The organism is Salinisphaera sp. T31B1, assembly GCF_040361275.1.
Lineage (GTDB): Bacteria > Pseudomonadota > Gammaproteobacteria > Nevskiales > Salinisphaeraceae > Salinisphaera.
Window position 1 is genome coordinate 786,745 of record NZ_APNH01000002.1, and the last position, 13,812, is coordinate 800,556.

Below are 13,812 nucleotides of genomic sequence, written 5' to 3' on the forward strand. Positions count from 1 at the left end.
CAGCCAATACGCACGAATCGAATCATATCCAGGCGACACCCCATGAATTCACAGCGTTTCAGAATCGTCATTATCGGCGCAGGCACGATCAGCCGGGTCGCTCATGTACCTGCGGTTCTGGCGTCGCCGATCGCCGAACTTGCGGCCATTGTCGACCCGAACAGATCGCTGGCCGCCGATCTCTGCCAGCTTTACGGAATCAAACCGGAGATTGCCGACGACATCTCCAACGTGAAGAACACATTCGACGCCGCGATCGTGGCCACGCCCAACGATCTGCACGCGCCGTTGGCCGAAGCCCTGATCGAGCGCGGAATCCCCGTGCTCATCGAAAAACCGCTGGCCGCCGACCTCGAATCGGCGGAGCGCATCGCCGCAGCCGCCGAAAAGCACGGAACAATCGCTGCTGTGGGCTATCAGTCCCGCTTCTCGGGTGCCTGTCAGGCACTCAAGAACGTGCTGGACGCACGCCAGTTCGGCGCGCCCATACGTTTTGCTTGTCAGCATGGCTCGCGCGGCGGATGGTCGCCTGCGTCAGGCTACAACCTGGACACCAAGCGAGCCGGCGGCGGCGTGCTGGTGACGACAGGAACGCATTTCCTCGACCGGCTGATCTGGCTGTGGGGCACACCCTCGGACGTATCACTGACCGATAACGGCGATCACGGCCCAGAAAGTCATTCGATCGCCCGTTTTACGTTCAACCGCGAGAATACATCGTTCTCGGGCACTGCCTATTTCTCAAAGCTCGTCGCGCTGACAGAGAGCTTCGTTGTCGAAACCGAAGAAGGCGTGCTCGTCATCCGGGGCGACAAACCGGACACGGTTGCGTTCCGCCCCAAAGCCACGCCGACGTTCACCTACGATATTACGCCTGATGGCTACGCCCATGATCCACGTGCGCTATATCAGCGCCAGCTCGAAGATTTCATTGGCGCGTGCCGTGCCGGCACGGCGCCCAAGGTCGACGCCGCACTGGGACGGGAGTCCGTGGCCCTTCTTTCACGGCTTTATGCCACCCGCCAGCCGTTGTCGGCTGATCACTACGCCTGAGCGAGCGAGTTCGCATGTCTAATAAAGTTGCCATTCTCGGCGCATCCGGCTTCGTCGGCAGTACGCTGTTCGAGTATCTGCGCGAAGATCCGTCATTCGAAGTTGTTCCGTTTTCCCACTCAACCGGCGGCGCGGCTTGTCTGGCCCACCAGGGTCTGATCTTCGAGCAGTTGGACGTGCTCGATGCCAAGGCTGTCGAACGTGCACTCAAGCCCTTCGACTACATCGTCAATTGCTCTCGCGGTGGCCCGGACGTCATGCTGGGAGGACTGAACAATCTGCTTGCCGCGGCCGCGAAGAGCCCATCGCTGAAGAAATTCGTGCATTTGAGCAGCGTCGCCATCTATGGCGATCCGCCCTCGCCGCAGAGCGTTCGTGAAGACGCGCCGACCGTACCAGCCGCAGAAGAAGGCTACGGACCGATCAAGGCACTCCAGGACGAGCGCGTCGCAGCCGCAGCCAATCGCGGCGTTCGGTCGGTGGTGCTTTGCCCACCCAATATCATCGGCCCATACTCGCCGTATCTGATGAGCCTGATCAGCACGATAGAGGGCGGACGCTTCCGGTTGGTCGACGATGGTCGACACGTGGTAAGCACGGTCGATGTCACCAACCTCTGCGCCGGCATCCGCGCGGCGATGGTATCGGATGTACACGACGGCCGCCGGTTGTTCGTGTGCGATGCAGAACGCACGACCTGGGCTGATCTGTACCAGGCGCTGAAACCCATCCTGCGGGGGGCGCCCGACGCACCGTCGATCACCGAGACTGAATTCCGCGAGATCCACGCGCGCGAGCAGGCAGCGTCGGCCCCGGCCGATGTCGCGCGCAGCGCGCTTCGACACCTGGTCTCAGATGAAGTGCGCGAAGTGCTGCGTCTGAACCCGCGTTGGGCACGTGTCGAAGGCGCGGCCAAGGATCTGGTGCGCATGTTCGGCGACAAGGCCGAAGGTTACATGCGCGGCGTGACCGGCGGGATCATCAAGGTTCCAACGACCTACCCGGCCGATGGCCAGGACAGTCGCCTGATCGCCCAGCAGCTCCGCAAGGTCTACCACGACCCGGCGCGGGGTCTGAAGGAGCTGGACTATACGCTGCCCTACTCGTTCGATCAGAGCATGAAAGCATTCTGCGACTGGTACACCACGGTATTTGAAGGCAATACACCGGAATGGCAGCTGCTCGTGGAATCGGCGAGAAGCTGACCGGCGCGGGCTGACGCTCGCCCCGGTGCGTTGCCGGCAGGTAGCGCTGGCCGCGCGATCAGCCGGACGAATTCGCGGGCCCTGACCGTGCAGGACGTACCAACTTGCGCGTGAAAAGCGCGTAGCGTCGCAGCCCGCCGTTTCTGAGGCTGCGCAGGTGTCTGGACCAGGCCTTGCGATACTCGCCCTGCTGCCAGTAGGCCATCGCAAGCACGTGCAGCGTATTGGCGTACTTGTAGCGCGCCCGTCGATAGGTCTGCGCGTCGCACGCCGGATGCGCCATGATTTCCGCCAGCGCCAGCAGTGCGTGTTCCTGATGCTCGGGGCCCTTGGATAGCGATCCCTGCGTGTCGTTGTACACGACAGTTGGTTGCTGCATGAAATGCAGGCGTTTTTCCTGCGCAACCAGGCGAAATGCGAGCGTCGTCCATTCCATGAACGGCCGCTGGAAGTCGAACAGTGATCGCTCGATTGCCGCACTACGGAACAAGGCGGCGCCCGGATGGAGCCAACAACCCGACATCAATGTCAGCAGCGGGTTGGCGTGATGGACGTCCATATCCGGGCTCGCCAACACCCGGCGGCCGGCCCGTTCATGGTAGATATTGCAGACCGCGACGTCGCAGCGAGGATGAGCATCGAGCCATCCCGCGGGCGACGCCAGACTGTCGGGGATCAGTTCGTCGTCGTCGTCGAGAAACGTGAAGTATGGCGCGTCGACGTGGTCCCAACCACTCAACCCCGCGGCGATCAGGGAAGCCTGCTCGAGTTGTACGAGGCATACATCGCTGCGCGCGGCGATCTCGTCGCGCAGAGTGATATCGAAACGCGATCCGTTCACGACCACGATCGCACGGGTTGAAACACCACGCTGGTCGCCGATCGTCTGCAGCGCCCGCAGAAGGGCATCCCGCCGATCGGCCTCGCACAGCGTGCGGATGATGACGTCGACACGTTTCCGGCCTGGGATGCTACCGGTGCTTATACCGGCTCCGTTTTTCGTTTCAGCTTCCAACTATTCAAGCCTTCGTGCGTCTCACTCGCGAAACGGCGTTCGCGAGCAAAGTATTTATTTCGTCGCTTAGCGGATGGCGCACGATGTTCAATCCAACAAGCCAGGCCACGCCGGCGACCATGCCACCGACAATCAGCGGAACCCAGAGGTTATTACCGCTTGGCGGTATAACCGCTACAACTATCAACGGCGGCACCATGGTAATCACGGTGGACAACACGCTGGGTGTCAGCGCAAACCATATATCTCGAAATTTTATCGGCGTGTACCGTTTGATCAAGGCTTGGTATAGAGCCACATTTAAGCCGGCACCAACCACCGACGCCGCAGCAACGGCCTCGAGACTATAGAAAGCAGCCCCGACCAATAGCGCGATCCTGATTATCTGTAAGACGATGATCGTGCGCGTAACCGCTTTCACATGTCCGATAGCAGTAAGCAATTGAGGGCCATCCATGTTAATCACGCCGATCACACTCGCCATCGCGATCCATTGCAGGATTGGAACCGCTGCGTCCCATTGATCGCCAAACATGATTCGCATGATGGGAAAACCCATCAACGCGGAGAACATGAAGAAAGGCCAGCTCACACCCGTCACGTAGGTCATCGATTTCAGAAACATCAGGTGCGCGTCGTTTCTACGTCGAAAATCGCGCGCGTAGGTGGGAAACGTCACGACACCGACGGCGGCGAGGATGTTTTCACGAAAAAGATTAACCAAACCCTTGCCGCGACTGTATAGACCCACCGAAGCGAAATCGATAACTCTCGCGATGATAAAATCCGGCGCACTCGCGCCTATCCGCGATACGACATCGCCGGTTACCCGCTGTATGCCGAAGCTCGACACATCTCGCCACTGATCCAGACCCAGTCCACGAATCCGGTAATTTCGACCGAAATACATACAGGCCAGAATATTAGCGACCGTGCCGGCCACCGAGCCCATCGCCAAACCCATAAAGCCGAAACCCATCAATACAAAGACAATGGTCGAACCGCTCTGAGTCGCTTGCTGGAACAAGTTGATCTGGTATGAAATGCCGAACTGCATTGACCTTTTGAGTAACGCCGTGACGGTGGATCCGAACGGAAGAAGAAAAAAGTTAATCGAAATGACTTTCAGCAAAAGCTCTAGGCCTGGCTGGCTATAGAATGTCGCAACCACGCCACTTGCGAGGAACATCGTGCAGCCGAGCACCCAGGCAATTATAAGGTTGATCGTAAACGCAGATCGGGCTTTGCGGTCATCGAGATCTTCTGTTCTTACAAGGTAATCCGAAACCCCGAAATCGCGGAGAGAATGTATCAACGTTACAAACGCCATGCCCACCGAGTACACACCTACTTGTTCCGGTGTCAGTAGACGACTGACGATCATGATCGTTGGAATCGTCATTGCCATATTGGTGTACCGCTTGGCGAATGACCAAGCGAGCGACTGGCGAACCGAGAGCGGCTTTTTCTTCTCTGCGTCGGATGTCATTTGTGAATGATGTCCTTAGTGGCTGGCCAAAATCGCGTCGGCCCTCAGAAGGCTAAAATTTAAGGGCGAAAAATGTTCGATATGCCGGCCAATTTTGGCGCGCCCTGACCCCGATCAGGTTGTCGACAACCGGCGATGCGATGGATTGACGCGTCGGGTAGTAGGCCATGCGCGAGCGGATCGTCACCTTCGCGAGTCGCCACATATCTTTCGGCGAGAACCTATCAATTTTGACCCGGTACTAACAGATCAGATCGAAGACCTCAATTAATCGTGCAGGCCATGTTTTTTTCTCATGCGCCATGGGACTGGAAAAATTTGCGCAAACTCCTGCATATGTGTCGTATTAATCTTCACCTTAGACAACCGCGAGCTACATTTCGCATAAAGGCCGTGGTGCAACGCTTTCTCCCTGAATCGCGCATCCTTATCTACGCTCAAAGCAGCGCTGATAATGCGTCGCGAGCTCATTGGCGGAATCACTTCCGCCAGCGCTTCTTTGCAGGTAATGCACGAGGCGCCCCAAATTCCCATTTTCACATCCCAATAAAGAAGATCAGCTAAGATACTGCTATCCACAGGCGCCTCGCTCAGCCATTGCAGCGTCCCTTCGTGCACGAAGTCCAAAGGCGGCATAAAGGCTCGCTTGGCTAAGCTCTCGGCGCTGGCCTGAGCGGGCGCAATGTAGCCAAACGAATTACGCAACAGCTCACCTATAAACCCTTGCATGTTGACCCCCCCCGAGCCCAATATTCGGCCGAGCGCCTCTGCTTCCCGTCTGGAAGGATCAAAACACATATAACTGGAATTTCTGTCCAATATATCAAGCAGGTATTCGTCGAAATCACTGCTTTCGTGAGTAACATGCTTCAGACCCGCAATGTTAGCTATCTTACCGGGCAAAACCGCGTCGTGACGTGGAATGCCCCGGTAATTAAAACTGAAGGCTTCTATGGCGCCTCCGATTCCAGCGGCGACCGCAGCTACGGCGCGCGAGTCGTGGCCTCCGGTAAGCGACACATAGCCTGAATAGCGCGCTAGAATTGCACGCATCAACCCTTGCGTATCCTGATAGATACGATCCACAGCCACCGGTACCGCTTGAAGCTCAGGATCCTGCTTCGGCCAAAAGCGAGCCACTGTATAAGTATTGAGGTCGATCCGCCGGTTCGGTAATAATTGCTTGAAATTATCAAACGGGTATACATACGGCGGCCACGTCGGCGATCGATATTTTTTTAATAGTTCGGTGTAATCGCGAGCGCGTTTCAGCCCCAGCAAATCCGCAACGATTTGCGGCTGAGACGCCACAATTCGGTGATGACCGTCCGAATACAGAAATACTGTCTTGAATCCACACGCATCGTGGTACAAGAAATGCCTGCCGCCCATACGACAACAGAGCACGAAACGGCCACCCATCCTTTCGAGCTCGAGCTCTAAAGACTCGGAATCTTCGACCTGACGCGTTATATTCTCGATCACACGCCTGCTGCTGTTTGCCGGATTGTCGGGATCGAGAATTATGCCGAGACACACAATTTCGATGCGACCTACACTCGCGTGCTCATAAGGTAAATCTGGGTGAAGATGGAGTTCGTAGTCACCCCAGACGACCTTGGACCATGCAGACAATGGCTTGGCGAACTCATTATCTTGATCGGAATGCATCAACAGGAATTGCTTCCGATATAACAAATTTTCTTTGTCGCTGTTTTCCATTGATTGCCGGTTCCTTCGCCCCGTCAGCTTTACGCTAACAATATAATCGCGCCGCAAACAGCAGCACGCACGTTCTCGTCATACTCTAGACGCGGGATCTGTTAGAAACCGTTCGCGTATCGATAGGTCGCGCTGACGCTACCGCGGTGCAATTGCAAACTGGGGCGCCCAGCTATAATCCGGCTTGACAGGTCGACTGATGAATAGTCGCCAAGCCTCAGCAGCCCCTGGATTCTTGGAACCAGCCGCTGCCGCCAGTCCTATCTGAAAATTCGCTGGAAACCCCGTTGCGGATTTCGGATATCCCACCATCGTATTTGCCGGATAGTGCCATTTTTTCTTGCCATATTTGTCGGCTAACGCGACATTGAGCTTGTCCGGCGCGCACCCTGCACCAATTAGCTCGGGAAACGTGTTTTTGTAGACTGCGCCGAAGTCAGTGTAATACGGACTATCCTTCGTATTTCGTAACCGGACCTGGTAAGCGGACGCCAGTGGCCAACAGTAGTCAGGGCTCGTCATCAAACCGATTTGGAATTTGCTGGTCCAATCGAGTAACCGATCGGCACCGTCAAATCCCTGTTCGGCGAGATTACCTACCGTCCAGTTGAAAAATGATTGCTGCCAGGTCGCAATACCGGTGCGTTCGGCGCTGCCGTTCTTATAGATCACGGCGCCCCAGCTAGCGACAGCACCAAGCCTGTTCGAATCCGGACTATCGGTATAACGCTTGTTATACCACTCAAGATTTCTCGAAATAACGTCGTTGAAATATGACTTCAAAGACGAATCATCCGGCAGAATATAGGCCGCATCACCCAACGAACGAAGCGCCCACGCTTGACCTCGTAGCTGAGTCGAGTGAACGAGACCTTCGTCATAACCTCGATATTTCGGATTCTGCCAAAAAATCGACCAGTTCGCCCAGAATTCCATTTCAGAAGCATAGTACCAGTCACCGGTCGCCAGATAAGCCACGTATGCGGGCGCCGGATGATGCGCATTGTCGGCCTTGAGTGGCGTTTTGCATCGCCCTTTGTCGGCGCACAGGGGAAAGCGGTCATCGTTGTGAGGAGCCACATCGCAGCTAGCCGACCGAGCCGCCCATAGCGTTGTAGCACACGGATGTTTTTTGAGCGATAACGGAATATGGTGATCTTTTTCCCGATAGTGAATGTTATACGCACCTAAAGCATCACTATTGGCAAGCATCCATCGGTACAAGCGGTAGTCTGTATCGATGACATAAGCGCTACTCCAGCGTGGCAAAGGTCCAATCTGTGATTGAGCCCCGGTGATCTGCATCTGTTTCGACAAATCGCACGATTTAAGCGGATCGCAATGCTGGCGCACCTTGTTGGCCAACTTGGGATTTAAACGAATGTCCTGATAGTTCGGCAGCGCCGGTGTGGATTGAATATAAGCCGGATTCAAGGCAGCGTATAGCGGCGCTTTGGAGCTTTTACCCCACCACATAGTCTTATGCCAGCGCGCTTGGCGATAATGTTCTAATTGGTGTGTTTGGAAAGTGGAGGCACTGGGAATCGAAATCGTCGCGACGTAATTCAAGTTACGCGGCTCTTTGACATACGCCCAGGCATTCTCCGCAATCACGTCGACTCGTACTTTCTCGACGCTTGATGGCCCGTAGGCCCGCACGGCAAAATACACTTCCAGATGCGGTTGTCTGTCGCCCTTAGTGTTAGTCGGTGGTGCGCCGACAATCCATTCTGACACTAGTGGGCCCGCCAACCATTTACGACAGTAAATAGTCGCTTGTTCACAGCCACCATCTCGCTGGATTTGCGTAAACAACTCACGTGCGGACACGCGCCATTGGCCTTCGGCCGCATTTGCTCTAAACACGGTATCAAAGGCTGTATCTAGTACATCTGCCATCCGAAGGACCTCGGCAGGTCGTGCCGCGTCCGGTTGGGCCTCGGCGACTAGTGCGATTACAGCGTCGTCTTCACAAGGCGCTTGCACCGTGATCACAGCATGGCGCGCTGAGCCATCCTCGTTCCGTGCTTTTATATCGACCTGGGTAGCCAGTCGCTCGCCTTTATATTCTGCGCGCAGTGTCTGGCCAGCCGGCAGGTCTCCCGTGCGAAACGGCTGGCCAAAAGTGACCGGCGCAAAACGACAGCCTGCCTCGTCTAGATCGGTCAGGCGAACCGTGGTCACGGTGCCCGCCGGTAGTGGGGCTGCGTCTTTGGCTAGTGAAACGACAGCTGCCGCCCCCCCGCAACCTGCTAGCAACCAAGTCGAAACGAACAGCCATAAACTATGCGCAAGCCAATGCTTACAAACAGCTCTCGTCAATCGCATAACTCAATCTCCCTGGCCAGCCCGGCGAGCTTCGCCGTTCCTGCGCTTCTCGTGTAACGGGCGAGCGCCCTTTCGTCCACACTTGGCTGTTGTGCTGCTCGGATCTGGCCGAGAAATACACGCAACTTGTCGGCGATCGCCTGGGCGTCGTCTATGGGCGCCACTGCGGCTCCGCCGGTCTCATCGAGTAACGCCGCGGTATCACCGCCGGCGCCGATCAGTGCGAATACGGGGCGTCCGATACGAAGATATTCGAAGATCTTGGCAGGAATCTGGGCGTTGAACTCCGTGCCCTGGAACAGTAACAGGCCGTGAGCGGCCGCCTGCTCAGCTAACGCGTCCTGATACGGAATCGGCGGAGCGAGATCCACCATATCCGTGATATCGAGCGTCTCCACCATGCGTTGATAGATATCCTCCGAGCCGCTCGCACGCAGGGTCACCCGTAGACGGGTGCTGCCCACAACCCCGTCGCGCTTGAGTTGCGAAAGCGCCTCGAAGAACGGTTCCGGGTTACGACCCTTCGGATACAGCAGGCCGCTGTGAACCAGCTTGACCACGTCTCGCTCCGTCGGGTTCGGCGGGGCGGCGATCGTGGCCAGGCTCTCGTCCTCGAACCCATTGGGGATGACATGGAGTCGTCCGGCATCGGCCAGCGCTGGAAAGCGTCTTGCATACGATGCGCGTGCGCCGGGCGTGGTGAACACCACGGCTTTCGCGCAGTCCATGGTGCGCCGCTCGATCGATTTCATCGCGCGCTGTTGCAACGCGGTGCCCGCCGGCACCACCGGGTCTCGGAAATCGGCAATCCAAGGCAACCCGGTGATACGGGATAACGTCAGCGCAACCAAGTGGGTGGTCCCGATCGGATACGTCGACCAGATAACCCGAACACGGTGGCGGCGGATCAACGCCAGCCCGCGGGCCACGGCGGTAGGCCACCAGGATACCCATCGGTCGGGCACGGCCGTCAGCGCGCTGTATTTACCACGCCAACCCAGGTGTCTGCGTGCATCGATGGCCGGCGTTCGGTAGACGGGCAGGTCCGCAGGCACATCGGACAACCCTTGTACGTCGACACGCTCATAGGCACGCGGAGTCGGCGCCAACACGACCGGCCGCCAGCCGTGAGCCGGCAGATGGCGTGCGAAGCCAAGTGTGCGTAACCGTCCGGTGGACGAAGCGTCCGGCGGGAAGTGATAGGCGATCAGCAGTATCGCAGAGCACGCATCGGTGCCGCTGGTGGCGTCTTCCGCCGGTTGTTCAGTCAATTCGCTTACCACCACGGAAGATCCTGGACACCGTTCGGGCCGGTCTTGCGGCCTCGCGCCGGTCGTCTAGTCCGAGGCCTGATTTCCCTGCGCCCAGGCGGGCCGACGTCGGGCGTCGTACCGGACGCGGGCGACGGCGTATCACCGGGACTACGGACAGCCTCGGACCTGACGGCCCGTTCAAGCAGCACATTGAGTACGGCCGTGATCGCGAGCATCTGATAGAACAGGTCGAAATACGGCATCGGCAGGAATGCTCCCGCGGCCATGTACGCGAGCAGCGATACCTGCATCATGCTGGCGAGATCGCCCATCCAGGCCGTATCGGGCGAACCGCGTGTTCGCTTTCTGATCCGCGCCAGACTGAGCCAGGCGGTGGCGAGCATGCCCACGAACAACCCGAACCCGACGAAGCCGTGCTCGCCCAGCACCTCGAAGAATATGCTGTGAATAGCCCGATGCTTCGCGCCGGGCGGGCCATAGGTATTCCACATGTCGCTGCTCGCCCATACCCGCATCCCACCGCCGAGTAGCGGATTGGCTATCGCGACATTGGTTGCGAACTTCCAGGAATCGAGCCGCCCCTGCGCCGACTGATCCTCCTCGTACTGGTCGATGGTATTCATCCGGTCATACCACTGCTGCGGCATGAACGATGCCAGGCCGATCGCCAGGATCGGCATGACCAGTATCAGGGATCGGCGGTGACGGCTCTTGTACAGCAACATGATGCTGGTCACGCCCAATGCCAGCAGACCGCCCCGGGAATAGGTGCCGATGATGGAAAAAGCGGTCAGCCCCATCAGTACCCATAGACCGATCCGGCACCATTTCCTCGGTTCGTGCAGCTGCATGTAGCGCATGAACGGAATGCTCATGCACATGACGAGCGCGAAACCGTTGTTATCCCGGAAGAAACTCTTAATCGGCCCCATCACGTTGTAACTGCCGCCGGTCATCAGCGTGAACAGGCCGCCCTTGAACCCCCAGAAGCCGAATGACAGCACGATCGTCCACAACACCCAGTGCAGCTTCTGTCGGTCGGTGACGAGTATGAGCGTGAAATACGCCATCAACAGGATCTTGAAGAACCGAACCCACTCGGTACGCGCCATGTCCGCCTCGACGGCCGTAAGCGCGGTGATTCCGGTCCAGACCAGGAACAGGGTCATGGCCACCATGACCGGCGTCATGCGCAGCGGCTGGCGTTGATCGCTATGGGCCATGGTGGCAATCATTGTCACCAGCGCGGTTATCATGACCCAGTTGAACCCGGTCGCAAAGCCGTAGGCCACACGATGGGGGTTCATGTAGCTGAACAGAATCCACAGCATCAGCCCGACAACCGGGCGCATGAAGGCCATGGGTATCGTGGCGGTCACGAACATCAGCAGTACAAGCGCGCGCATCAGCCAGGCTCCCGGGCCGCATCGAAGTTCATCAAGGCATCCATAAAGAATCGGGCTGCCCAGTTCGGATATCGTCCCGGCATGTATTGACCGTTGAGAGGCGCGGAGCCCGGAATGGCCCCCCGGACACCCTCGTCGGGATGGTCTCGCTTCTGGCGAGTCTGGGTGAAAGCAATACACCGGCGCGCCGGCGAATGCCAATCGCCGGATACCCCGTATTCGGACAATCTCAGCCAGATGCCGGCCATCTGCACATTACCCGTCAAACACGACCAGCGCCCGCTCGCGCGCCAATTATCATCGAAGCGGCCCGGCAGGCTGCCATCCGATCTTATCCGGTCGGCGACACAACGCGCGGTCGCGGCGGCCTGCGCCACGTAACCGTCCACGCCCTGGCGGATACCGACCTCCATGATGCCCCGCAATGCATAGGCAATCGTATGGGTCAACGGGCGGTCGTTGTCGTCCAGATCGTTGTAGTCGAACCACCCATTGGGCCGGCGCTGGCGCAGCGCCCACTCTATGTTGGCGATGGCCGCCGTTGTATAGCGATGCTCGCCGAGCACCTCGGCCGCCTGCACCAGGCCGAACGCCACACGCGTGTTGTATGTATTGATCTGGGAGCTGCAGAACGGTGAGCCGTAGCGCCGCCATGCGCCGTCGTCATCCTGTGCGGCCAGCAACCAGTCGCAGGCGCGCCGCAACGATTCGGCAAAGCGCGAGTCGCCGGTGGCCCGATAGGCTGCAGCCCAGCCGAACAGCACTTGCCCCGTGTTGAATATAGTGGGCACGATTTGGTCTTTGGAATCGAGCGTGCCGGCCCGAACCGCACCGTCGGATAGCTGTATATCCGATTCCCAGTGCGCCATGCGGATGGCCCGTTCGAAAAATTCGTCGCGCCCGCTGCGCGCAGCATATTCGAAGAACGTCGGGATAATATATCCGGTGGTCTCCGGATATGATCCCGCCCAGACACGTCGGCGCCCGTCATAGAAAGCCGATACCCCACCGTCCGGGGTGGCGTCCTGGGCTCTTGCGATCCAGTCCGCGGCCGCGTGTAACGCGACGTCGAGATCGGGCAACGCGTCGTCCGTCGGCCAACCGAGCGTTCGACGAAGCGACAGCCAAGCCGAACGGATCATGACTTACGTCGTCCGATACGCGGCAGCCGACGCTCCACGCGAGCCACCAACGACGCAACCGCAGGTCCCGGATCATTCCAGCGTTGCAGCGCATCGACGACCTGCGCGCCCTCGGGCATCACCGCCGGCTCTGCGTGAGGATGGGCCGCCGAACGAGCCGTGCCGTATCGCTCACGCCATACCCGGACTCGGGTCCCAGGCGGCAGGCGCGCCGGCGCGGCCAGATCAAGCGTATCGCAATACGCCAGCAATGGAAGATTGGTGCCACAAAGTGTGGCGATTTCTTCCTGGAAGTCGGTGCGGCCGACTGTTGGCTCCACGATGACGTACGCATTGCGCGTCATATCGTACTTGTATTCCATGCTTGCCAACCCCCGAATGCCCGCGTGTTCGAAGAAGCGGTCCGTAGCCTCGACCAATTCTCCGGCCTCGGGAGCAGCGGTACAACTCGCCGTGCCACCGACACGCGGCGGCCAGCAGACCAGCTTGCGTCCGACGAACGAAAACGCGCGTCCACCGTTCAGCGGCCGATACTGCAAACAGAAATACAGATCGCTATCAAGACCGACAACCCATTCCTGGACGATCACGTCTGGCAATACGGGCAGGATGCGCGCGATCAGATGCCGCGCGCTGTCGTAATCGTCGACACGATAGGCCTTATCGAATGCTTGTTCGTAGGCCGGCGTGCGACGGCCGGGCTTGACGACGAGGGGCAGTTTGCACCGCGCGATGGCATCGAGCTGTTCGCGTTCCGTGATATGGATGGTCCGGGGGATCGCCAGGCCAGCCTCGAGCGCAATCGTCCGTACGCCGTCCTTGTGCAACGCCGGTTCCAGCCGGCTCGGTGCGCCCATGGTCAGGTGGAAGCGCTTGGACATCGAGCCATAGTTTGACGCTACCGCAGCGACCGCTTGCTCGGTGGTGAGTATCAATACCGGCCTCAGCGGGGAAAGCCGACCGGCTACGGATTCGAGTGCATGGACGATGTCACTGGGCTGATCACCGCCACTGATCACCGCTTTCGCGTAGCGGCTCCGCAGCGCCGGCGCGGCGGCGTTCGCATCGATGACGATAGTCGGCACACCGGCCTGTCCAAGACTGCGCACTACGCCGAGCCCGTTGATCCCGCCGCCCACGACTACGGCCGGCGTCATAAACCGACTGCCCATAGCGAA

Annotated in this window: 10 protein-coding genes; 2 read left to right on the top strand and 8 right to left on the bottom strand. The window is 58.6% G+C overall.

Annotated features, from left to right (window positions below; translation table 11 throughout):
* Positions 1 to 42: 42 nt before the first annotated feature.
* Both T31B1_RS10500 and T31B1_RS10505 read left to right on the top strand, forming a co-directional pair.
* Positions 43 to 1,053, top strand: coding sequence for a Gfo/Idh/MocA family protein (locus T31B1_RS10500; protein WP_353249420.1), 1,011 nt, complete (start codon positions 43 to 45; stop codon positions 1,051 to 1,053).
* 14 nt (positions 1,054 to 1,067) lie between these two features.
* Complete coding sequence (locus tag T31B1_RS10505; RefSeq protein WP_353249421.1) at positions 1,068 to 2,258, top strand: NAD-dependent epimerase/dehydratase family protein; 1,191 nt, start codon at positions 1,068 to 1,070, stop codon at positions 2,256 to 2,258.
* 58 nt (positions 2,259 to 2,316) lie between these two features.
* On the opposite strand, the gene T31B1_RS10510 is transcribed toward T31B1_RS10505, so the two are convergent.
* The 8 genes from T31B1_RS10510 to T31B1_RS10545 form a co-directional block, all read right to left on the bottom strand.
* Entirely contained in the window at positions 2,317 to 3,273 is a 957-nt protein-coding gene (locus tag T31B1_RS10510; RefSeq protein ID WP_353249422.1) for a glycosyltransferase, read from the bottom strand.
* Positions 3,274 to 3,277: 4 nt separating this feature from the next.
* Complete coding sequence (locus T31B1_RS10515) at positions 3,278 to 4,762, bottom strand: oligosaccharide flippase family protein (protein ID WP_353249423.1); 1,485 nt, start codon at positions 4,760 to 4,762, stop codon at positions 3,278 to 3,280.
* Between the two features lie 267 nt (positions 4,763 to 5,029).
* Positions 5,030 to 6,484, bottom strand: coding sequence for a hypothetical protein (locus T31B1_RS10520; protein WP_353249424.1), 1,455 nt, complete (start codon positions 6,482 to 6,484; stop codon positions 5,030 to 5,032).
* 138 nt (positions 6,485 to 6,622) lie between these two features.
* Entirely contained in the window at positions 6,623 to 8,668 is a 2,046-nt protein-coding gene (locus T31B1_RS10525) for a hypothetical protein (RefSeq protein ID WP_353249425.1), read from the bottom strand.
* A 134-nt stretch (positions 8,669 to 8,802) separates the two neighbouring features.
* Positions 8,803 to 10,098: a glycosyltransferase gene (locus tag T31B1_RS10530; RefSeq protein ID WP_353249426.1), complete on the bottom strand. Its 1,296-nt coding sequence runs from the start codon at positions 10,096 to 10,098 to the stop codon at positions 8,803 to 8,805.
* Entirely contained in the window at positions 10,089 to 11,492 is a 1,404-nt protein-coding gene (locus T31B1_RS10535; protein WP_353249427.1) for a putative O-glycosylation ligase, exosortase A system-associated, read from the bottom strand. The genes T31B1_RS10530 and T31B1_RS10535 overlap by 10 nt, the downstream gene beginning before the upstream one ends.
* Positions 11,492 to 12,634 (bottom strand): pectate lyase, encoded by a 1,143-nt coding sequence (locus T31B1_RS10540; RefSeq protein ID WP_353249428.1) that lies wholly within the window; start codon positions 12,632 to 12,634, stop codon positions 11,492 to 11,494. Before T31B1_RS10540 ends, T31B1_RS10535 begins: the two co-directional genes overlap by 1 nt.
* Positions 12,631 to 13,806 (bottom strand): carboxylate--amine ligase, encoded by a 1,176-nt coding sequence (locus T31B1_RS10545; RefSeq protein WP_353249429.1) that lies wholly within the window; start codon positions 13,804 to 13,806, stop codon positions 12,631 to 12,633. The genes T31B1_RS10540 and T31B1_RS10545 overlap by 4 nt, the downstream gene beginning before the upstream one ends.
* Positions 13,807 to 13,812: the final 6 nt, after the last annotated feature.

Coding starts and splice junctions, on each gene's coding strand:
- T31B1_RS10500 (WP_353249420.1), top strand. CDS start 43: ATGAATTCACAGCGTTTCAGAATCGTCATTATCGGCGCAGGCACGATC.
- T31B1_RS10520 (WP_353249424.1), bottom strand. CDS start 6,484: ATGGAAAACAGCGACAAAGAAAATTTGTTATATCGGAAGCAATTCCTG.
- T31B1_RS10545 (WP_353249429.1), bottom strand. CDS start 13,806: ATGGGCAGTCGGTTTATGACGCCGGCCGTAGTCGTGGGCGGCGGGATC.
- T31B1_RS10535 (WP_353249427.1), bottom strand. CDS start 11,492: ATGCGCGCGCTTGTACTGCTGATGTTCGTGACCGCCACGATACCCATG.
- T31B1_RS10540 (WP_353249428.1), bottom strand. CDS start 12,634: ATGATCCGTTCGGCTTGGCTGTCGCTTCGTCGAACGCTCGGTTGGCCG.
- T31B1_RS10515 (WP_353249423.1), bottom strand. CDS start 4,762: ATGACATCCGACGCAGAGAAGAAAAAGCCGCTCTCGGTTCGCCAGTCG.
- T31B1_RS10505 (WP_353249421.1), top strand. CDS start 1,068: ATGTCTAATAAAGTTGCCATTCTCGGCGCATCCGGCTTCGTCGGCAGT.